General features: G+C 66.6%; 17 protein-coding genes and 1 pseudogene. 13 read left to right on the forward strand and 5 right to left on the reverse strand.

What is annotated here, in order from left to right; translation table 11 throughout:
* Positions 1 to 100 precede the first annotated feature (100 nt).
* The 12 genes from DY468_RS13675 (at position 101) to DY468_RS13730 (ending at position 15566) form a co-directional block, all read left to right on the forward strand.
* Entirely contained in the window at positions 101 to 3973 is a 3873-nt protein-coding gene (locus DY468_RS13675) for a baseplate multidomain protein megatron (RefSeq protein ID WP_164605348.1), read from the forward strand.
* 10 nt (positions 3974 to 3983) lie between these two features.
* On the forward strand, positions 3984 to 5351 hold the full coding sequence (locus DY468_RS13680) for a DUF2793 domain-containing protein (RefSeq protein ID WP_164605349.1): 1368 nt from the start codon (positions 3984 to 3986) through the stop codon (positions 5349 to 5351).
* A gap of 122 nt (positions 5352 to 5473) precedes the next feature.
* A complete protein-coding gene (locus DY468_RS13685) occupies positions 5474 to 6238 on the forward strand; it encodes a glycoside hydrolase family 19 protein (RefSeq protein WP_164605350.1) in 765 nt (254 codons plus the stop codon).
* A gap of 2 nt (positions 6239 to 6240) precedes the next feature.
* Positions 6241 to 6813 carry a 3TM-type holin gene (locus tag DY468_RS13690; RefSeq protein WP_164605351.1) on the forward strand — a complete coding sequence of 191 codons (573 nt, stop codon included), beginning with the start codon at positions 6241 to 6243 and terminating at the stop codon, positions 6811 to 6813.
* Between the two features lie 118 nt (positions 6814 to 6931).
* Positions 6932 to 7606 (forward strand): response regulator transcription factor, encoded by a 675-nt coding sequence (locus tag DY468_RS13695; protein WP_011157420.1) that lies wholly within the window; start codon positions 6932 to 6934, stop codon positions 7604 to 7606.
* A 15-nt stretch (positions 7607 to 7621) separates the two neighbouring features.
* On the forward strand, positions 7622 to 9013 hold the full coding sequence (locus DY468_RS13700) for a sensor histidine kinase (RefSeq protein ID WP_164605353.1): 1392 nt from the start codon (positions 7622 to 7624) through the stop codon (positions 9011 to 9013).
* A 95-nt stretch (positions 9014 to 9108) separates the two neighbouring features.
* Entirely contained in the window at positions 9109 to 9573 is a 465-nt protein-coding gene (locus DY468_RS13705; RefSeq protein ID WP_164605355.1) for an RT0821/Lpp0805 family surface protein, read from the forward strand.
* 215 nt (positions 9574 to 9788) lie between these two features.
* The gene (locus DY468_RS13710) at positions 9789 to 11192 is read left to right on the forward strand and encodes a hypothetical protein (RefSeq protein WP_164605356.1); all 1404 of its coding nucleotides are present in this window, start codon (positions 9789 to 9791) and stop codon (positions 11190 to 11192) included.
* A gap of 162 nt (positions 11193 to 11354) precedes the next feature.
* Positions 11355 to 12461, forward strand: coding sequence for a c-type cytochrome biogenesis protein CcmI (gene ccmI / locus DY468_RS13715; RefSeq protein ID WP_164605357.1), 1107 nt, complete (start codon positions 11355 to 11357; stop codon positions 12459 to 12461).
* Between the two features lie 114 nt (positions 12462 to 12575).
* On the forward strand, positions 12576 to 13079 hold the full coding sequence (ccmE, locus tag DY468_RS13720; RefSeq protein WP_164605358.1) for a cytochrome c maturation protein CcmE: 504 nt from the start codon (positions 12576 to 12578) through the stop codon (positions 13077 to 13079).
* Positions 13076 to 15058, forward strand: coding sequence for a heme lyase CcmF/NrfE family subunit (locus DY468_RS13725; RefSeq protein WP_164605359.1), 1983 nt, complete (start codon positions 13076 to 13078; stop codon positions 15056 to 15058). Before ccmE ends, DY468_RS13725 begins: the two co-directional genes overlap by 4 nt.
* 13 nt (positions 15059 to 15071) lie before the next feature.
* Positions 15072 to 15566 (forward strand): cytochrome c-type biogenesis protein, encoded by a 495-nt coding sequence (locus DY468_RS13730; RefSeq protein ID WP_164605361.1) that lies wholly within the window; start codon positions 15072 to 15074, stop codon positions 15564 to 15566.
* A gap of 33 nt (positions 15567 to 15599) precedes the next feature.
* Here DY468_RS13730 and DY468_RS13735 read toward each other — a convergent pair.
* From DY468_RS13735 to DY468_RS13760, 5 genes and pseudogenes are all read right to left on the reverse strand, one after another.
* Positions 15600 to 15798, reverse strand: a pseudogene (locus DY468_RS13735) (rubrerythrin); the annotation flags it as partial.
* A 180-nt stretch (positions 15799 to 15978) separates the two neighbouring features.
* A complete protein-coding gene (locus DY468_RS13740) occupies positions 15979 to 16221 on the reverse strand; it encodes a hypothetical protein (protein ID WP_164605362.1) in 243 nt (80 codons plus the stop codon).
* Between the two features lie 212 nt (positions 16222 to 16433).
* Entirely contained in the window at positions 16434 to 17423 is a 990-nt protein-coding gene (locus tag DY468_RS13745; protein WP_164605364.1) for an LAPAL motif-containing putative phage structural protein, read from the reverse strand.
* A 481-nt stretch (positions 17424 to 17904) separates the two neighbouring features.
* Positions 17905 to 18393, reverse strand: coding sequence for a ferritin-like domain-containing protein (locus tag DY468_RS13755; RefSeq protein WP_107355121.1), 489 nt, complete (start codon positions 18391 to 18393; stop codon positions 17905 to 17907).
* A gap of 53 nt (positions 18394 to 18446) precedes the next feature.
* Positions 18447 to 19355: a 2Fe-2S iron-sulfur cluster-binding protein gene (locus tag DY468_RS13760; RefSeq protein WP_164605379.1), complete on the reverse strand. Its 909-nt coding sequence runs from the start codon at positions 19353 to 19355 to the stop codon at positions 18447 to 18449.
* 369 nt (positions 19356 to 19724) lie between these two features.
* Between DY468_RS13760 and DY468_RS13765 the strand changes: the two genes are divergently transcribed.
* On the forward strand, positions 19725 to 21296 hold the full coding sequence (locus DY468_RS13765; protein ID WP_164605366.1) for a Do family serine endopeptidase: 1572 nt from the start codon (positions 19725 to 19727) through the stop codon (positions 21294 to 21296).
* Positions 21297 to 21501 lie beyond the last annotated feature (205 nt).

Below are 21501 nucleotides of genomic sequence, written 5' to 3' on the forward strand. Positions count from 1 at the left end.
CGATGCAAATGTCGTGCACCCCGTCAACGCCGCCGGCATTGAACTTCCGTCGCGTCCGGCCGGCGCCGTGGCGCTCATCATCCGCCGAAGGCATGCTCCGATGGCAGCTCTCGTTCTTTCCGTCGCCGGCGCTGCGGCCGGTGCGCTGTTCGGTCCGGTCGGCGCGATCGCCGGGCGGATTGCGGGCGCGCTGATCGGCAATGCGCTGGATCAGTCGCTGTTCGGCGGCAGCAGCGATACGTCGCGCGCGGTCGAAGGGCCGCGGCTCGCTGATCTCGACGTGATGGCCTCGACCGAAGGTGCACCGATCCCGCGGGTCTATGGCCGCGCCCGGCTCGCCGGCCAGGTGATCTGGGCGACCGCGCTCGAGGAGGTGATCAGCGTCGAGCAGAGCACCACCGGCGGCGGAGGCGGCGGCAAGGGCTTTGGCGGCGGCGGAGGCGGGCAGACCACGGCTACCACCACGACCTACAGTTACTTCGCCAATTTTGCGGTCGGGCTGTGCGAAGGGCCGATCGGTCGGGTGGCGCGGATCTGGGCCGACGGCAAGCCGCTCGATCTGACCGGGCTGAATGTTCGCGTCCATCGCGGCACCGAGGATCAGGCGCCCGACGGGCTGATCGTCGCCAAGGAAGGCGCCGGCAATGCGCCGGCCTATCGCGGGCTGGCTTACGTCGTGTTCGAACGGCTGCCGCTCGCCGATTTCGGCAACCGGATTCCGCAATTATCGTTCGAGATCGTGCGGCCGATCGGCCTGCTCGAACAGCTCACCCGCGGAGTAACGCTGATCCCCGGCACCACCGAATTCGGCTACGAGCCGGCGACGCGGGTGCAGGTGCTCGGCGCCGGCAGCGCGGCGCCGGAGAACCGCCATGTCGCCTATGCGGCGTCCGATGTGCTGGCCTCGTTCGACGATCTGCAGGGCGTCTGTCCGGGGCTGCAGCGCGTCGCGCTGGTGGTGGCGTGGTTCGGCACCGATCTGCGGGCGCAGGCCTGCACGGTGGAGCCCGGCGTCGAGCGCCGCGACAAGAAGCTCGACCATGGCACCTGGTCGGTAGCCGGCGCGACCCGCGCCAGCGCACGGCTGATCTCGCAGCTTGGCGGGCGGCCGGCCTATGGCGGCACGCCGTCCGACGAGACCGTGACGCATCTGATCGGCGAACTGAAAGCGCGCGGGCTGAAGGTCACGTTCTATCCGTTCGTGGTGATGGACGTGCCGGCCGGCAACGGCCTGCCCAATCCGTGGACCGGCGCGGCGCCGCAGCCGGCTTATCCCTGGCGCGGCCGTATCACTTGCGATCCGGCGCCCGGCGTGCCGGGCTCACCGCAGGGGACGGCGACGGCCGCCGCGCAGATGGCGCAGTTCTTTTCGGGCGGTGTCTGGAATTATCGCCGCATGATCCTGCATTACGCGCGGCTCTGCGCCAGTGCCGGCGGCGTCGATGCGTTCCTGATCGGCTCGGAGCTGCGCTCGCTGACTCGGGTGCGCTCCGCGCCTGGCGTGTACCCGGCGGTGCAGCAGCTCGTCGCGCTCGCCGCCGACGTCAAGGCGATCGTCGGCGGCGGCACGCTGGTCACGTATGGAGCCGACTGGACCGAATACGGCGCCGACGTGGTGACGCCGGACGCGTCGGAGGTGCGGTTTCCGCTCGACCCGCTGTGGGCCTCGCCGGTGATCGGCGCGATCGGAATCGATTACTACGCACCGCTGGCCGATTGGCGGGACGATGCTGGCCATCTCGACTCGGCGCTCGCCGCCACCACTTACGATCGCGATTACCTTGCCGGCAATGTCGAGGCCGGGGAGGGCTACGACTGGTACTACCCGGACGCGGCGGCTCGCGCAGCGCAGGCACGGGTGCCGATCACCGACGGGCTCGGCAAGCCGTGGATGTATCGCGTCAAGGACATCCGCAGTTTCTGGTCGCAGCCGCATGTCGAACGGGTCGGCGGCACTGAGTTAGCGTCTCCGACCGGCTGGGTGCCGATGAGCAAGCCGGTGTGGCTGACCGAGGTCGGCTGCCCGGCGGTCGACAAGGGCGCCAATCAGCCGAGCGTGTTTCCCGATCCGAAATCGAGCGAGAACTACGCGCCGTATTTCTCCAGCGGCGAGCGCGACGATCTGATCCAGCGCCGCTATCTCGAATGCCTGATCACGGCGTTCAGCGCCGAGGCCCGCAATCCGGTGTCGCCGCTGTATGGCGGTGCGATGATCGATCTGTCGGCGATCCATCTGTGGACCTGGGACGCGCGGCCCTATCCGGTGTTTCCGGCCGCGGAGGATGTGTGGAGCGACGCGCCGAACTGGACCTGCGGGCACTGGCTGACCGGCCGGCTCGGCGGCGCGCCGCTCGATGCGCTGATTGCCGCGCTGCTCACTGACGCCGGTGTCAGCGGCGTCGACAGCAGCGACCTACGCGAAGGCTGCGACGGCTATGTGGTCGACCGGCCGATGGCGCCGCGGGCGATGATCGAGCCGTTGGCGCTGGCCTACAGCTTCGAGGCGGAGGCGGCCGGCGGCGTGCTGCGCTTCGTGCAGCGCGGCGGCGCGCCGGTGATCGACCTGAACGAAGACGATCTGGTGCTGCCCGATAAAGGCGCGCCGTGGCAGCTGACGCGGGCGCAGGAGACCGAGCTGCCGCGCGAAACCGCGATCGCCTACAGCGACGCGCTGGCCGATTATCGTCGTGCCGCGGCAGCCTCGCGCCGGCTGGTCGGCGGTGCGGCGCGGATGGTGAAGGCCGATCTGGCGGTCGTCACCAACGACGCCGCGGCGACCCGGCGCGCCGAGATCGTGCTGCAGGATCTGTGGGCCGGCCGCGAGCGCGCAAGCTTCGCGCTCGGCCTGCGGCATCTGCGGCTGGCGCCCGGCGATGTCGTGGCGCTGTCGCTCGCTGGCCGGCGGCGGTTGTTCGAGATCGACGAGGTGGTCGACACCAGCACGCGGCAGATCACGGCGCGCAGCATCGATCCCGACGTGTTCGCGCTGCCGCAGCGGATGCCGCGGCCGTCCGCGGTGGCGATCCCGGCCGCGCTCGGCCCGGCCGAGGTGATCGCGCTCGATCTGCCGGTGATCGATACTGCTGCGCCCGACGTGCTAACGCGGCTCGCGGTGTTCGCCAATCCGTGGCCGGTAGCCGAGACGATCTACGTTTCGGCGGATGGCGCCAGCTATCAACCGCTGGCGAGCGCGCCGGCGCGGACCATCATCGGCACCACGCTCGATCCGCTGCCGCGCGGGCCGCTGGCGCGGTGGGACCGCGCCACGACGTTTCGGGTGCGGATCGGCGGCGGCGCGCTGGCGTCGCTGTCGGAACTGCGGGTGCTGGCCGGCGGCAATGCCGCGGCGGTGCAGACGTCCGACGGCTGTTGGGAGATCCTGCAATTCGTCCATGCCGAACTGATCGACGGCAACATTTATCGCTTGTCGCATCTGTTGCGCGGGCAGGCCGGCAGCGACGCCGCCATGCGCGATCTCGTGCCGGCCGGGGCGCGGTTCGTGCTGCTCGATACCCATCTGGTGCCGATCGCGCGCGGGCTGTCGGCGCTCGGCCGTAGCCTGCGGCTGCGCGTCGTCGCAAGCGGGCGCAGCCATGACGATGCCAGCGCGGTCGACCTGACCGTGGCGCCGGGGCTGACCGCGCTACGGCCGCTGGCGCCGGTGCATCTGACCGCGCGCCGCACTGCCGATGGCATTCGCATAGGCTGGATCCGCCGCACCCGGATCGATGGCGACGGCTGGGGCGTCGAGGTGCCGCTCGGCGAGGAGCGCGAAGCCTATACGCTCGACATCCTCGGAAGCGGCGGCGCGGTGGTGCGGTCGATCCAAACCGCCGCACCGCAAGCGCTGTACGCCGCCGCCGATGAGCTTGCGGATTTCGGCGCGTCGCAAGCCTCGCTCACGCTCCGCGTCGCGCAGCTTTCCGCCGCGGTCGGACCGGGCTTCGCCGCCACCGCCACTTTCGCGTTGTGAGGACTTGATCATGACCACGGCCAATCTCGGCTTGCCTCTGATCGAGGCGAGCCAGGCGCAGAAGCACGTCACCCACAACGAGGCGCTGTTCAGCCTCGACGGCCTGGTGCAGCTCGCGGTGCTGTCTTCGGCGCTGAGCGTGCCGCCGTCGTCGCCAAGCGAGGGGCAGCGCTGGATCGTGGCGGCCAGCGCCAGCGGCGCCTGGGCCGGCAAAAGCGGGCAGGTCGCCGCGTACTACGATGGCGACTGGTTATTCCTCGCGCCGAAGCCGGGCTGGCTCGCCTACGATCTGTCGATGCAGACGCTGCTCGCCTGGAGCGGAACAGCCTGGGTCAACGCGCTGGCGGCGTTTCAGAACCTGCCGCTGCTCGGCGTCAACACCACGGCGGATTCCGGAGGTCGCCTCGCGGTGAAGTCCGACAGCGCGGTGTTGTCCCACGACGATGTCACCCCCGGCTCCGGCCATATGCGGGTGACCATCAACAAGAGCGCCGCCGCGAAAGACGCAGGTGTCGTGCTGCAGGACAATTGGGGCACACGCGCGTTGTTCGGGCTGTTCGGCAACGACGACTTCGTCGTCAAGCTGACGCCGGATGCGGCCAACTACTACGCTGGTTTGCGCGCCTGGTCGGCGCTGCACGGCCGGCTCGATTTCAAGGACGCGCGGCGTCGGCAGCCGATGCAATGGTCGCCGCGGCCGGGCAGTACCACGCTCGATATGGTCGGTCTCGGCGCCACGCTCACCGGCACCGCGACTGCGGTGAGTCCGTCGGCCGGCAATCTGTTCCTGTCGTCGCCGCGGCTCGATCTCGTCTCCAGCGCGACCAGCGGCGCGTCGGCCGGCGTGAGCGGATCGGCGCTGACGCTGTGGCGCGGCAATGCCACGAGCCTCGGCGGTTTCTATCTGCTGATGCGGTTCGGCATCGAGTGGTTTCAGACCAACTGCCGGCTGTTCGCCGGGCTGTATGGCTCGGCGAGTCCGATCGGCAACGTCGCTCCGAGCACGCTGCTCAACCTGATCGGCGTCGGCTTCGAGTCCGGCGATACCACGCTGTCGCTGCTTAGCAACGACGGCAGCGGTGTGGCGACCAAGACCAGCCTCGGCGCCGGCTTCCCGACCACCGGCGGGCAGGATCTGTACGAGTTGTTATTATCCGCCGAGCCGAACGGCAGCGAGATCCGCTACCGTGTCGAGCGGCTGAATTCGGGCGACGTCGCGACCGGCGTCGTCACCAGCGACCTGCCGGCCGCGACGCAATTCCTCACCCCGCATCTGTGGATGAACAACGGCAGCACCGCCGCGTCGGTCAACGTCGCGCTGTTCCAGATGTACGCCGAGCCGGCGGCACTGCTCGGCTCGCGCGGGGCGATTGGGTAATTATCAAGTAACTCGACCTCGTCATTGCGAGCGAAGCGAAGCAATCCAGGGTGCCGAGCACTGAAGCTGGATTGCTTCGTCGCTACGCTCCTCGCAATGACGTTCCTTGTAGAGGCAATCCCATGAAAATCGACGAATCCTTGCTGCGGCGGATGTGGCCGCAGGGCGATCGGCGCGTGGCGGGACTGATTGCCGGCACCGCCGCGGCCTCCGAGAGCGTATTCGCGCGGTTCGGTATCGATACGCCGAATCTCGCCGCGCATGTGATGGCGCAACTCAGCCACGAATGCGGGGCAGGGCAGGAGGTGGTGGAGAACATGAACTACACCGCGGCGCGGATGATGCAGGTGTGGCCGTCGCGGTTTCCGACGCGGGCGAGTGCGGAGCCGTATGCGCACAATCCGCGGGCGCTCGCCAACAAGGTCTACAACGGCCGGATGGGCAATCGCGCCGGCTCCGACGACGGCTGGACATTTCGCGGCCGCGGCGCGGCGCAGACCACCGGGCGTGAGGGCTATCAGCGGCTGGCTGCGATCACCGGTCTCGATCTGGTGAACGATCCCGATCTGCTGCTCGATCCGCGCTACTTCCTGCTCGGCGGCGTCGGCGATTTCGTCGCCTGCGGCTGTCTGCCGTTCGCGCGGGCCGACGATGTGGTCGGCGTCACCCGGCGACTCAACGGCGGCACCATCGGGCTCGCCGAGCGCAAGGCGTGGCTGACCAAATGGCGGGCGGAGTTGGCCGCACCGCCAGCGGTGATCGCATCGCCGCCGCTCGCGTCCGACCTGCCCGCGGACGCGCCGCCGCGACCGCAACCGACACCGCCTTCATCGTCTCGGTGGAGCCAACTCATCGCCGCGCTGGTTGCGGCCTTCAGGAGGGACTGATCATGGATTGGGCCGATCTCGCCAAACAGGTGATTGCGCTCGGCGCTCCGGTGCTCGGCAGCGCGCTCGGCGGGCCGCTCGGCGGCGCGGCCGGCAAGATCCTGTCCGAGGCGCTGGGAGCGCCGTCGCCGACGCCGGACGCGGTGCAGGCTTCGCTGCCGGTAGCCGTGCCGGACCAGATCGCCGAGGCCGAGAGACTCTGGTGCGAGGCGATCCGTGCCGAGGCGGAGACCCAGCGGATCGCCATTTCCGAGACCCAGGCCACGATCCGCGCCGAGCTGGCCGCGAGCGATCCGGTGCAGCGCTGGTGGCGGCCGGCCTACGCGTTCGAGCTGACCGCCGAATGCGCCGCGTTGTGGGCGGTGCTGGTGCACGAATTCTGGACCGGGGACGTCGCCACCATCAACGCGCTGATCGGCGCCACCGCGCTCCTGGTCGCCTATTGGGGTTTCCGATTCGGCGTGCTAGGCGTCTACGTCAGCGGCCGGACCCGTGAAAAGGTCTGCGCTGCCACCGGGCAGGACAGCCCGAGCGTGATCGACAGGCTGGCCAAAGCGGTCGTGAAGAAAAAGTAATCCGGCGCGTGCGCCATCGTTCACGGCGCATTCACCCCGCCGCCGCTCATCTTCATGCCTTCATGCCGTCACACTGTCAGCGTTCGCCTGCCAGTGGATCAAACGACCGGAGTTGAAGGTGCGTCTGCTCGTCGTCGAAGATGACCCCGATCTCAATCGCCAGCTCACCACCGCGCTGACCGACGCCGGCTACGTCGTCGATCGCGCCTTCGACGGCGAGGAGGGGCACTTCCTCGGCGACACCGAACCCTACGACGCGGTGGTGCTGGATATCGGCCTGCCGAAGATGGACGGCATTTCGGTGCTGGAGGCGTGGCGGCGCAACAGCCGTGCGATGCCGGTGCTGATCCTCACCGCGCGCGACCGCTGGAGCGACAAGGTGCAGGGCTTCGATGCCGGCGCCGACGACTACGTCGCCAAGCCGTTCCACCTCGAGGAGGTGCTGGCGCGGATCCGCGCGCTGCTGCGGCGGAGCGCCGGCCACGCGCAATCCGAACTGACCTGCGGCCCGGTGGTGCTCGACACCCGCACCGGCCGGGTCAGCGTCAGCGGCAATCCGGTGAAGCTGACCAGCCACGAATATCGGCTGCTGGCCTATCTGATGCACCACTCCGGCCGGGTGGTGTCGCGCACCGAGCTGGTCGAGCATCTGTACGATCAGGACTTCGACCGCGACAGCAACACCATCGAAGTGTTCGTCGGCCGCATCCGCAAGAAGCTCGGCGTCGACATCATCCAGACCGTGCGCGGGCTCGGCTATCTGCTGTCGCCGCCGGCGGCGGACGCGCATTAGCGCGCCGGCGTCGCGGTGACCGCCAAACCCTCCCGTCGCGGCAGCTCACTCGCCACCCGGCTGTTCCTGTCGGCGACCGCCTGGGTGGTGGTGATCCTGGCGATCACCGGCATCGTGCTGTCGTCGGTGTATCGCGGCGCCTCCGAACGCGCGTTCGACCGCCGACTCAATCTCTATCTGCGCACCATCATCGCCGAGGTCGCGACCCCGGACGCCACCCAGGAATCGTTCCAGTCGATCGGCGAGCCGCTGTTCGATCTGCCGCTGTCCGGCTGGTACTGGCAGGTGGTCCGCACCGACGGCGACAAGCCGGAGACCCGCGCGTCGCGGTCGCTGTGGGACCGCAAGCTGCCCAAGCTCGAGGATCAGGGCATCGAGCTCGGCCCGTCCGGCGTCCGGCACGGCTATGTCGCCGGACCGGAAGGCCAGACGCTGCGGATGGTCGAACGCCCGGTCGATCTCGGTGTGGACGGCAAATTCCTCGTCACCGTCGCCGGCGACGCCACCGAGATCTTCGAAGAGACCCGCACCTTCGACTACTATCTGGCCGGCACCTTCCTGGCGCTGTCGATCGGCCTGGTGCTGACCACGATCTTCCAGGTCCGGTTCGGCCTCGCGCCGCTGAAGCGGATCTCGGAGTCGATCGCCGATGTCCGCTCCGGCCGCGCCGAGCGGCTGGAAGGCCAGTTCCCGGTCGAAATCGCCACACTGGCGCGCGAGACCAACGCGCTGATCGAGGCCAATCGCGAGATCGTCGAGCGCGCCCGCACCCATGTCGGCAATCTGGCGCATGCGATCAAGACGCCGCTGTCGGTGCTGGTCAACGAGGCCGGCGCCCGGCCGGGCGATCCCTTGGCGGCGAAGGTGATGGAGCAGGCCGAGCTGATGCGCAGCCAAGTCACCCACCATCTGGAGCGCGCCCGGATCGCCGCGCGGCTCACCGTGGTCGGCACCATCACCGAGGTCGAGCCGGTGATCGAGGCGCTGCGCCGGACCATGGAGAAGATCCACCGCGACCGTGGCATCCAGGTCCGCGCCGAGATTGCCCACGGGCTCAAGTTCCGCGGCGAGCGCCAGGACCTCGAGGAGATGGTCGGCAATCTGGTAGACAATGCCTGCAAATGGGCGGCCGGGCGGGTGTTCATCGCGGTCACCAGCGAGAAGGCCGACGAGCCCGGCGGTCCGCCGAAGCTGCGGATCGTGGTCGACGACGACGGTATCGGGCTGTCTGCCGAGCAGCGCGCGATCGTCGCCCGGCGCGGCAAGCGGCTCGACGAGAGCAAGCCCGGCTCCGGCCTTGGCCTCGCCATTGTGGTTGATCTTGCAGCGCTTTACGGCGGCGAACTGAAGCTCGACAACGCCCCGATCGGCGGCCTGCGCGCCGAGCTGACCCTGCCTGCGGCATAACGAACCGGCGGCTGCCACAGCGCTGCCAAGATTTGCATCTTGTTTTCCTTAACGGTTATGGATGTAGGCTGTTGGCCTTCGGGGAGCCGTTGGGGATGACCATGACGTCTTGGGGGGTGAAGCCGCTGTTGCTGCTCGCCGGCGCGCTGGCGCTGGGCGGGTGCGATCGCACGTCCGGGCTGGTGGCCCGGGTGGATTCCTTCACCAGCACCGCGACCTCTGATTTCGGCCGCAACGACGGCAGCGCCGCGGTCGATGCCGCCGCGATGGGCGGCCTGATCGGGCCGAAAATCGGCGCGCTGCTCAATGCCGAGGACCGCCGGCTGGCCTATGCGGCCGAGCTGGAGGCGCTCGATCGCGGCGAATCGGGCGCCCCCGTAGCGTGGAAGAACGCCACCTCCGGGCGCTATGGCAATATCGTGCCGGGGCCGGCCTATCTGAAACAGGGCTCGACCTGCCGCGGATTCTCCCATGCGGTGACGGTCGGCCAGCAGATCGAAATTTCCCGCGGCACCGCCTGCCGGGCCCATGAGACCGCGCCCTGGACGGCGCAGGGCTGAGGCCGCGCCGGCCGCCCGCTGGAAGCGAAGTTTTCCAACGCGTTATCGGCCGGCTTGGCAGTTGTTGCAGAACCTGATCCGGCTTCGCCGGCGATCTCCTCAACCCCTTCTTAAGATCGCCGTGGCTATCTCTGGGAGTAGCGCCGCAGCGTGCGCGTCGCATCGATTCCGGTGCGCGACGACACGGGTGCGGCAGCCTGCAACCCCTTGGGCGCATGAGCCAGACATCGACCGAACGGCTGAGAGACTATCTCTCCCAGCTCCCGCCGCAGTCCCAAGCGCTGCTCATGCGGGAATTCGAGCGCGCGCTCGAACGCGGCGACGATGTCGCGGTGGCCAGCTTCGTGCTCGAAGAGTTGCGCAAGATCGTCCGCGGCTCCGACGACGATACCCAGCCGCGCACCGACGATCCGGCCCGGCTGATGTTCCGGATGCTGGAACCGTTCCTGATCGACGCCAAGGAAACGCCGCGGCCCGGGCAGATCCGGCGTTCGTCGCTGGCCTCGGTGTGGCAGTGGCTCGAGCGCGAGGGCATGCCCGATCAGATCCGGGAATTCGAGGCTGCGCTGATCAGCCTGCGCAACGCGCCCGCCTCGCAGATCGAGCAGCACGTCCGCAAGCTGCAGCAGTCCGCGGCCGTGGCGATCGAGAAGCTGACCAATCCTGAGCCGGGCGTCGATCGCCAGCGCGCGATGTCGCGGGTCGGACCGCCGTCGGCGGTCGAAGATCTGGTGCCGATCGGGGCCGTGCTGAAGAATCGCGAGGCCATCGACACCTTCAACGGCAAGCTCTCCAGCAATCTGCGGGTGTTCGGCGACAGCCAGGTCAATTCGATGATCGCGGCGCTGAATGTGCCGGCGCTGCAGACCCCGATTCTGCTGCCGTTCGCCTTGACGCTGATCCTCGGCCACCTCAACCAGCCGTGGCAGATCGTCCGGCTGGCGATCAAGGTCGCGGGTTCCGACGACGAGATCAAGGTGGCCGCCACGCCCTATGCGGTCGCCGTGACCATGGCGATCCAGGATCTGGCCCGGCTCACGGTCGACATGCGCGAGGACATCCGCCGCGGCCATTACGGCAACGTCGCCGAGAACCTCAAAGTGATTCACGACGGTGTCCGCGGTCTGCGCACCGAGCTCGACATCCGCAGCGATTCGACCTGGGGCAAGCAGCTGGCGACGATCCGCGTCGAGATTTCCAATGCGGTGAAGTCCGAGATCGAGAGCGTTCCGGGCCGAGTCCGCCGGCTGCTGCGCCAGCGTCCGGACAAGGACATCACCTCCGGCGCCAAGCTCGACCAGATCGAGGTCGAGGAGGCCGCGGCGCTGATCGATTTCGTCGCGGTGTGCCGGACCTATGCCAGCGAGCTGGCGATCAACGAAGTGACGCTGCGGACCTATTCCGAGCTGCAGCAATATGTCGAAAAATCCACCGAAGCGCTGGTGCAGTCGCTGCGCGGTTCCGATCCGCGGGTGAAGCCGTTCCGTCACCAGCAGGCCGAGGCCGCGGTGCGGTTCTGCGAGGTGCTGTTCGGCCACGACTACGCCTCGCTGATGCGGCGGGCGGTCGAAAACGCCATGGTGGTGGTGGAACGCAAGCCAGCGGCACGCGCCGGCTAGCCTGCCCTTTGATTCAAATCAAGTTTCATCCCCTGCGGCGCCTTATCCGGTGCCGCAAATGTCAATTGCGGCTATCGTCCGACCATGGTGTAACCCGCCCGGGTTTTCGACCCGCCGGGCCGGTGCCGCGGCCCTTTAGTCCTCACCCGGAATCTCGCTCGAATGGCGCTTTGGTTTGTGTTCGCGATGATGACGGCCGTGGCGGTGTTCGCCGTGCTGTGGCCGCTCGGACGTAACGTCCAGGCGCAGCGCGAGGGCAGCGAAGCCACGGTCTACAAGGATCAGCTCGCCGAGGTCGACCGCGATGCCGCGACCGGACTGATCGGGGCGTCCGAAGCCGCCGCCGCCAAGGTCGAGATCGGCCGGCGGTTGCTCGCCAGCGCCGAGGCCGAACGCAGCGCGCCGACCTGCTCCAAGCGCGGGCCGCGCCGCGCGGTGGCGTTGCTGGCACTGCTCGGGCTGCCGGTGCTCGCACTGGCGGTGTATCTGCCGCTCGGCTCGCCGATGCTGCCCGACGAGCCGCTGGCGGCCCGCGCCAAGGCGCCGGCGAACTCGCAGCCGCTCGACAATCTGGTGGCGCAGGTCGAGGCGCATCTGGAGAAGAACCCGACCGACGGCCGCGGCTGGACCGTGCTGGCGCCGGTGCTGGCCAAGTCGGGCCGGTTCGACGATGCGGCACGGGCCTATCGCAACTCGATCACTTACGCCGGCGAAACCGCCGATCGCCGCGCCGATCTCGGCGAAGTGCTGACCTCCGCGGCCGGCGGCGTCGTCACCGCCGACGCCAAGACCGAATTCGAGCGCGCCGCCGCGCTCAATCCCGACGAACCCAAGGCGCGTTACTACCTCGGCCTTGCCGCCGAGCAGGACGGCCGCCCGAAGGACGCCGCGACGATCTGGCGCGCGATGCTCGAGAAGGCGCCGGCCGACGCGCCTTGGCGGCCGATGCTGCAGGCCGAGCTCGCGCGGCTCGACGGCACCGCCAAGCAGCCGGCGTTGCCGGACGGCGCCGCCGCTGCCGCGCAGACCATGAGCGAGGCCGACCGCGCTGCGATGATCCAGGGCATGGTCGCCAAGCTCGCCGCCAAGCTGAAGCAGAACGGCGACGACGTCGACGGCTGGCTGCGGCTGGTGCGCGCCTATATGGTGCTCGGCGAAACCGACAAGGCCAAGAGCGCGCAGTCCGAAGCGCGCCAGGCGATGGCCGACAAGCCCGACCGGCTGAAGCAACTCAACGACGGCTTCAAGGGCCTCGGGCTCGACGGCTGACGATGGCGGCACGAACGATGCGGGTTTTCGACATCTTCGTCAGCCACAGAATTCGAGCGACGCCGCGACGCGTCGTTTCAAGGATCCGGTAGAGGACGCCGAGGCGAACAGACCATGACGCGGAAACAGCGGCGACTGGCGATGATCGGGGGCGCGGGCGTGGTGCTCGTCGTCGCGGTGGGATTGGTCCTCAACGCGATGCGCGACTCGATCGTGTTCTTCTCGACGCCGAAGATGGTGGCCGAGCAGCCCATCGCCGCCGGCAAACGGTTCCGGCTCGGCGGCGTGGTCGAGCCCGGCTCGCTGGAGCGCGGCGAGCAGCTCCGGGTGTCGTTCAAGGTCACCGACGGCAGCGCCACGCTGCCGGTCGCCTACAAGGGAATTCTGCCCGACCTGTTCCGCGAAGGGCAGGGCGTGATCGCCGAAGGCTCGCTCGACAAGGCCGGGGTGTTCGAGGCTGATACCGTGCTGGCCAAGCACGACGAGAAGTACATGCCGAAGGAAGTCGCCGACGCCCTGAAGAAGGACGGTCACTGGAAGGACGACTACGGCAACAAACCGGCAGCTCCGACGACGTCCGGCCAGACCTCGGCGAGCGCGGCGGAGGGCGGCAAATGATCGCCGAGGCCGGGCACTACGCACTCGTCCTGGCGCTGGCTCTGGCGCTGATCCAGTCCACGGTGCCGCTGCTCGGCGCCCGGCTCAACGACGGCGCGCTGATGAACGTGGCGCGCTCGACCGCGCTGGTGCAGCTGTTGTTCGCCGGCCTGTCGTTCACCGCGCTGGTGTGGCTGCACGTCACCTCCGACTTCTCGGTGGTGAACGTCTTCGAGAACTCCCACTCGATGAAGCCGCTGCTCTACAAGATCACCGGCGTGTGGGGGAACCACGAAGGCTCGATGCTGCTGTGGGTGGCGATCCTGGCGCTGTTCGGCGGCCTGGTCGCGGCGTTCGGCAACAACCTGCCGCTGAGCTTGCGCGCCCATGTGCTGGCGGTGCAGGGCTGGATCGCGACCGCGTTCTATCTGTTCATCCTGATCACCTCGAACCCGTTCGCGCGGCTCGCCAATGCGCCCGCCGAAGGCCGCGATCTCAACCCGGTGCTGCAGGACATCGGCCTCGCGGTGCATCCGCCGATGCTGTATCTCGGCTATGTCGGGTTCTCGATTTCATTTTCGTTCGCCGCCGCCGCGTTGATCGAAGGCCGGCTCGACGCCGCCTGGGCGCGCTGGGTGCGGCCGTGGACGCTGATCGCCTGGATCTTCCTCACCCTCGGCATAGCGATGGGGTCGTATTGGGCCTACTACGAACTCGGCTGGGGCGGCTGGTGGTTCTGGGACCCGGTCGAGAACGCCTCGCTGATGCCGTGGCTCGCCGGCACCGCGCTGCTGCACTCGGCGCTGGTGATGGAGAAGCGCAACGCGCTGAAGGTCTGGACCATCCTGCTGTCGATCCTGACCTTCTCGCTGTCACTGCTCGGCACCTTCCTGGTCCGCTCCGGCGTGCTCACCTCGGTCCATGCCTTCGCCACCGATCCGTCGCGCGGCGTGTTCATCCTGATGATCCTGTGCGTGTTCATCGGCGGCAGTCTGGCGCTGTTCGCCTGGCGCGCCTCGGCGCTGAAGCAGGGCGGCCTGTTCGCGCCGATCTCGCGCGAAGGCTCGCTGGTGCTGAACAATCTGTTCCTGACCACCGCCTGCGCCACCGTGTTCGTCGGCACGCTGTATCCATTGGCGCTGGAGGTGCTGACCGGCGACAAGATCTCGGTCGGCGCGCCGTTCTTCAATCTCACCTTCGGCCCGCTGATGGTGCCGCTGCTGGTCGCGGTGCCGTTCGGCCCGCTGTTGGCCTGGAAGCGCGGCGATCTGGTCGGGGCCGCGCAGCGGCTGATCGCCGCCGGCGTGGTGGCGCTGCTGGCGGTCGCGTTCGTGTATGCCTGGACCCGCGGCGGCGCGGTGCTGGCGCCGCTGGCGATCGGGCTGGCGATCTTCGTGATCGTCGGCGCGCTGGTCGACGTCGCCGAGCGCATCGCCCTGTTCCGCGGCCCGCTGTCGATCTCGCTGCGCCGCGCCTCCGGCCTGCCGCGCTCGTCCTGGGGCACGATGTTCGCCCATGCGGCGCTCGGCGTCACGCTGATCGGCATCGTCTGCGAGACCACCTGGAACAGCGAGTACATCGCCGCGATGAAGCCGGGCGACAGCACCAAGCTGGCCGGCTACGAGTTCAAGTTCGAAGGCGCCACGCAGCGCCAGGGGCCGAACTATCGCGAACTGCTGACGCAGTTCACCGTCACCGAGAACGGCCGGCTGATCGGCGCAATGGCGCCGTCCAAGCGCAGCTTCATCACCCGCGGTTCGTCGACCACCGAGGCGGCGCTGCTGAGCCGCGGCTTCAGCCAGCTCTACATCTCGCTCGGCGATCTCAACGACCAGGGCGCGGTGACGGTGCGGATCTATCACAAGCCGATGGTGCTGCTGATCTGGCTCGGCCCGATCATGATGGCGCTCGGCGGCCTGCTGTCGCTGTCCGATCGCCGCTTGCGCGTCGGCGCGCCGAAACCCGCCAAAGCACCGCGCGTGCTGCAGCCGGCGGAGTAGGGTGGAGAGACCGATGCGGAGACTGCTTGCCGCTCTGTTGATCGTTTGCGCAACCGTCGTTGCCGCCCCGCTGGCGCATGCGGTGCAGCCCGACGAGGTGATGGCCGATCCGGCGAAGGAAGCGCGGGCGCGCGAGCTGTCGCGCGAGCTGCGCTGCATGGTGTGCCAGAACCAGTCGATCGACGATTCCGACGCGACGCTGGCCAAGGATCTGCGCCTCTTGGTGCGCGAACGGATCGCGGCCGGCGACAGCAACAAGCAGGTGATCGATTATCTGGTGTCGCGCTACGGCGAGTTCGTGCTGCTGAAGCCGCGGTTCGAACTGCACACGCTGCTGCTATGGCTGCTGCCGCCGTTCGTCTTGTTCGGCGGCGGCCTCGGGCTGTGGCTGCACATCCGCCGCCGCGGCCGCGACGCCGCCCGCGCGACGGACGCCCCGAAGCCGCTCAGCGCCGACGAACAGGCGCGGCTCGATCGGCTGCTGGCCGAGGGCGCGGATCGGACGTGATCCGATCCGCCTCCGTTGCGCGCCGCTCGACCGTCAGAACGGGGTAATTTCGATCGGCACAAGCTTGCCGGCCTTGTGCAGCGCGATCCAGCGGTGCAGTTCGCCGACGTGGCCGCTTTCCTCGGCGACGAACTCTTTCGCCAGCATCTTGATCTCGGGATTGTCGGTGGTGTCGAGCACGTTCTTGTACCAGCCGAAGGCCACGGGTCTCCGCCTCCAGCGCGATCTGTAGCGTGTAGGGCGCAATGGCGAAGCGTATTGCGCCGTCTCTGCCCCGCGCGGCAGACTACGCTGTGCTAATCCGCCTACGGGCTGGCAAAGCGGGTGCACTCGAAGCTGGCATATTTGGCGAGCAGACGCGGGGCTGTGGTCAAGTTTGAGGGGCGGACCACAGCGCTATGGAGGCTCCCGGTCAGTACCGAGGAGCCCGCGTCCCAACTGCCCCGGTGTACGGATTGACGTTCCCGCGGGTGCTGTAATTGTCCATTTGAGTGTTGTTCGGATTCGTCGCTTGCGAGCCTTGGACGTAGGTCCCGTGGCTGTTCACATAAGGCGAAACCGTGTGGCTGCGGGTGTTCGAACCGTAGCCATATTGAGCCTGCGCAGCCGTTGAAATTAGCGCGACAGCGGCAAAGGCAATCAGAATAGACTTCATGGTGAAACTCTCTGGTTGTGGAATCGATTCCAATTCAATCAGCCTGTACGCCTTGTGTCGACGTGATTTTGGGAGCGCCAATGAGGGCTATCGTCGCCGTCGGCGGTCGGGATGAGTGTGAACATGATCAGTCGCAGCGGATTCACTGCGACGATTTTTCTACAATGTTTGCAATCCGTTGGCTGCTCATCGATCAAGATATCTGACTTCAACTAGGGCTTATCGAAAAGCGTCGTTTGCTGCTGCGCAGGGCTGGCAGGAACAAACCTAATTACTTGTAAGACCTTGTATTCAGGCTGCTTCTTATTGCCCTGCGCGTCGATGTCGGTAATGATCTGAAGCCTCACTTGGTAGGCGTCATCAACCAACGCCCCGCCACGATCAAGGGCATCTCTAGCTATCGAGGTCGCGGAGATATCAGCGTAGATCACTTCCTTCCCAAGACGGAATCTCCAATTGGGAGCGCTTTGATCATATACTGGTGAATACACGCTAAGCCACGCTGGCGTTTCCTCAATCTCGGGTTCAGTCTCTTTAGATTTCTCTATTCCGATATTGCATGATGCGACGATATCGCCGACTTCATCTGCGCTTATTTCATCAACGACTAGATCGTCTTCTCGAATCTGCACCGCCTCGAATCCATCATGCCCAAGCGGCAAGAAAGCATCTCTTGTTGCCCTAAGCGCTTTTGCATTCTCCGATAGTTTATATACGTGATTATGGACGTGCACGGCATTGCCGTCGCCCTCAATCTTGACTTCCACGACCCCAGTTTTGTCAGAATCTACCAAGGGCGTTGCAGACGTAACTTTTCTACCGCGCCGCCATTTCAGATATCGTAGATAGGTGAATGTTCCAGTTGCGGCGGGCCCTCCAATAATCCCGATCCACTCTAGGATGTTCTTTGCGCTCGAGGCTGTTTCTGTTCCAAGTAGCGTTTTCAGTTGCTCATATAGGCTAACGACAAGTTCAAAATTGATGTTGAAGCACTTGTGCTCAAAATCGGAGACAACTAATACCTTTGCGGTCGATTTCTTGCTGTTGAACTCGCTATTGGCTTCCCGCAAAAGCTTGCCGAACGCCAACAGTGCTGGTGCCAGCACCTGTACATCAATCGAATGGTCGCTTTCACGAGATTTCCCGGTGTAGGCGATTGAAAATTTGTGCCTACTCACGTTGGAATCCTCGCCTTCCGCCATGCTTTGCCCCTCATAAGATGAAGTATCTAGCGTCGCACAACCGTTGGATGTGTCAATTTACCAATTCGTCTTCCGTTTCATTCTTGGTGAATTTGCTAACTAAGGCCGGAAGGCCGCTGCTCGAAACAAAGAACCCGGCCCGCCGGAGCGGCCGGGTCTGCCTTGGGATGACGACATCGGTGGGAGCTACTCCGCCGCGATCTGCTTCGGCGCCGGACCGAGCTTGACTCCGTTCGGATAATACTTCCAGCCGTTGCGGACCTCAATCTTGTTGTCCCAGGGAAGCTTGTAGTTGCCTTCAGCGAGCGAGTAGGGCGCAATAGCGAAGCGTATTGCTCCGTCTGCCCCGCGCGGCGGATGATGCTACGCTGATCCGCCTGACGAAGTTGCGGTCACGTCGCAGCAGATTGGGCGCGAGGCCGTCGGCGGCCTCGCGCAGTTCGGTCGGCGGGTAGTCGGCGGGGCTCGGAGCCGCTGGGCTTCAGAACGGGGTAATTTCCATCGGCAGCGGCTTGCCGGCCTTGTGCAGCGCGATCCAGCGGTGCAGTTCGGCGACGTGGCCGCTTTCCTCGGCGACGAACTCTTTCGCCAGCATCTTGATCTCGGGATTGTCGGTGGTGTCGAGCACGTTCTTGTACCAGTCGAACGCCCCGGTCTCCGCCTCCAGCGCGATCTGTAGCGCCAGGTCGCGGCCGATGAACGGGTCGGTGCCCCAGATCGCCGCCGCTTCCGGGCTTTCGAGACCCGGCCATTGGAAGTCGCCGGGCTCCATCTGCGGGATGTCGCGGAAGCCGGCGCGTGCCTGCGCGTCCGCCTGATGCATCCGCGAGTAGTCCGCGAGCTGGCGGAACAGCTTCGAGACTTCCTTGTTGCCGCAACTATCCATCGCGTCGGCGAGCTGGCCGAACCGCAGCGCGGCTTCCTGCTCCAGCTTGATCGAATGCGCCAGAAACTCTTCGACTGTTTCCATCGTCGTCTCTCCTTGTTCGGCCGTCGCCGGAGTGGCGACGGCCGTCGCTGTCGTCAGGCGTTCTCCGCAGCCTTGGCGGCGTGCTTGAGCGACCATTCCTCCTGGGTGATCCAGGCCTCGAGAATACGGACGTGTTCGGCCTCTTCGCCGACGAACTCCTTGGCCGCCGCGGCGACGTCGCGGGATTTGGTGGTGGCTTCGACCGCGCGATAGAATTCGTAGCCGCGGCGCTCGCCCTGCAGCGCCGCCTTCAACGCTCCGAGACGGGTCAGCCCGACGTCCGACGCCCACACCGCGGCGCGTTCCGGCGTCGCATGATCGGGCCAGGCGTAGTCCGGCGGCACGTTCTTGCTGACGTCGATCGAACCGGCGCGCGTCTTCACTTCCGCCAGATGCAGCCGCGAGAACTCGGCGAGCTGCGCGAACAGCTTGGCCACCGGCGCATTGCCGGCCTCGGCCATCGCCTTGGCGAGGTTGTCGTAGTGCAATGCTGCGTCTTCCTCGACCTTGGCCGCGTAGCTGAAGAACTCCGGCAGGGTGTTGATTTCCATCCCGCCCTTGTAGTGCGCGGCGGCGGGGGTCACCGCCATGCGCTGCGGCTTGGTCTTGTCGCCCTCGAAGCGGACCATGATGTCTTCGTTACGGACGAAGCACTGGCAGGCGAGGCGATAGCGCGGCGGGATATCGTTGACTTCGGCGTTGGCGATCTCGTCCTTGGTGATCTTGCCGAGCTGACGGAGGACTTCCTTTTCCTTCTCGGTCAGCGCCACCGCCGACTTGGCCTTCGGATTGAAATGCTCGACCTGCACCAGGCAGGAGCCGCATTCGCCGTCCTGACAATCGAACGGGATCGGAATGTTGTGCGATTTTGCAACCGCCAGAATGGTCCCGCGATCGCCCGCCACCGCATAGACGGTGACATCCTTGGCCATGACCGGGGACGAGAAGGTAATATTCGCCACGTTGCACTCTCCTGTCGTCAAGTTGCTGATCGACGCCGTGCTGGCGCCCTCCGGCAGCGCCTTGGCAAGATCCAGGCCATCACTGATCATGAAGTAATTCAGTTAGTTGCGTGGAGATCGGGGCGAGCGGGTCCGACCAAAGGCGGATCGGATTCCCGACACGAATGTACGAACGGCGACAATTCCGGGGCGCGGAGCAGGACCGGAAGCGACCATCGGTCGCGGCAAACCGGGGCGGAATACCGCCAAAATTACAAAAGTTTAATTCCCTCGCCAGAGCGCCGTAAGGCTGCAGGGCCCATCTTCCGAAGCAATGGTGCTGATCGGTTTCGCACCTTCGGTTTCAACTGGTCTTCGGAGATTTTCTCAATGCATGATCGTCGCCCCGTTCCGTCCTCGCAGTCTTCGCACCGGCCGCTCGCCAGGTCGTTGCTGTCGGCGCGCAAATTCGCGCTGATGGCCTCGGTGGTCGCCGGTCTGGGGGCAGGGGCTTACGGACTGGGTCATGGCAACGGTTCGTTCGATCTGATTGCAACGCCGGCGCACGCCCAGCAGGTCGGCGCCAAAGTTCAGCCGTCGCAACAGCCGGTCGGCTTTGCCGACATCGTCGACAAGGTGAAGCCGTCGGTGATTTCGGTGAAGGTCAACATCGCCGACAAGATGGCGAAGAACGACGATCGCGAAGACTTCTCGTTTCCGCCCGGCTCGCCGATGGAACGGTTCTTCCGCCGGTTCGGCGGCGAGATGCCGCCCGGCCTGCGCGGCCATCGCGGCGGCGGCATGATCACCGGCCAGGGCTCGGGCTTCTTCATCTCGGCCGACGGCTACGCGGTGACCAACAACCACGTCGTGGAAGGCGCCGACAAGGTCGAAGTCACGACCGACGACGGCAAGACTCACAAGGCCAAGGTCATCGGCACCGATCCGCGTACCGATCTGGCGCTGATCAAGGTCGAGGGCGGGTCGAATTTCCCCTACGCCAAGCTCGCCGAGGGCAAGCCCCGGATCGGTGACTGGGTGCTCGCGGTCGGCAATCCGTTCGGCCTCGGCGGCACCGTCACCGCCGGCATCGTCTCGGCGATGGGCCGCGACATCGGCAACGGGCCTTACGACGATTTCATTCAGATCGACGCGCCGGTGAACAAGGGCAATTCCGGCGGCCCGGCGTTCAATACCAACGGCGAAGTCGTCGGCGTCAACACCGCGATCTACTCGCCCTCGGGCGGCAGCATCGGCATCGCGTTCTCGATCCCGGCCAACACCGTCCAGGCGGTGGTCGAGCAGCTCAAGGACAAGGGCTCGGTCAGCCGCGGCTGGATCGGCGTGCAGGTGCAGCCGGTGACGCCGGAGATCGCCGACAGCCTCGGCCTGAAGACGGCGGAAGGCGCGCTGGTCGCCGAGCCGCAGTCGAACGGCCCCGCAGCCAAGGCCGGAATCGAATCCGGCGACGTGATCACGGCCGTCGACGGCACCCCGGTGAAGGACGCAAGGGAATTGGCACGCACCATCGGCGCGTTCGCGCCGGGGCATTCGGTCAAGCTCACCGTATTCCACAAGGGCAAGGACCGCGAACTGACGCTGACGCTCGGTGAGTTGCCGAACAAGATCGAGGCCAGCAACTCCGATCGCGGCGACAGCGGCTCCAGCCAGGGGCTCGACCTGCCGAAGCTCGGCCTGACGCTGGCGCCCGCCGGTTCGGTCGCCGGTGCCGGCAAGGAAGGCGTCGTGGTGACCGACGTCGACCCGAAGAGCGCCGCCGCCGATCGCGGCTTCAAGGAGGGTGACGTGATCCTCGAAGTCGCCGGCAAGAACGTGTCGAACCCGGGTGATGTTCGCGACGCGCTCGCGTCGGCCAAGAAGGACAGCAAGAACAGCGTGCTGATGCGGGTTCGCAGCGGCGGATCGTCTCGCTTCGTTGCGGTTCCGATCGCCAAGGGCTGATCGGCGCAGCGATGACGACAGCAATGGAGAGTGTCGCCGGCAATCGTCGCCCCCAGCCGACGGCTCTGTCCCGGGGACGGGCCTTAACCCGCTCGTCCCCACCTTACACCTTCCGCTAGGAGTTCAGCCCCCCTCCGTCGGAAGGCTCAGGCGGGCGGTGGAGTCCCCCAGCTCCATCGCCCGTTCCTGTCCCGGGGGTGTTCGT

The sequence above is a fragment of the Rhodopseudomonas sp. BR0M22 genome (genome assembly GCF_010907035.1).
GTDB lineage: Bacteria > Pseudomonadota > Alphaproteobacteria > Rhizobiales > Xanthobacteraceae > Rhodopseudomonas.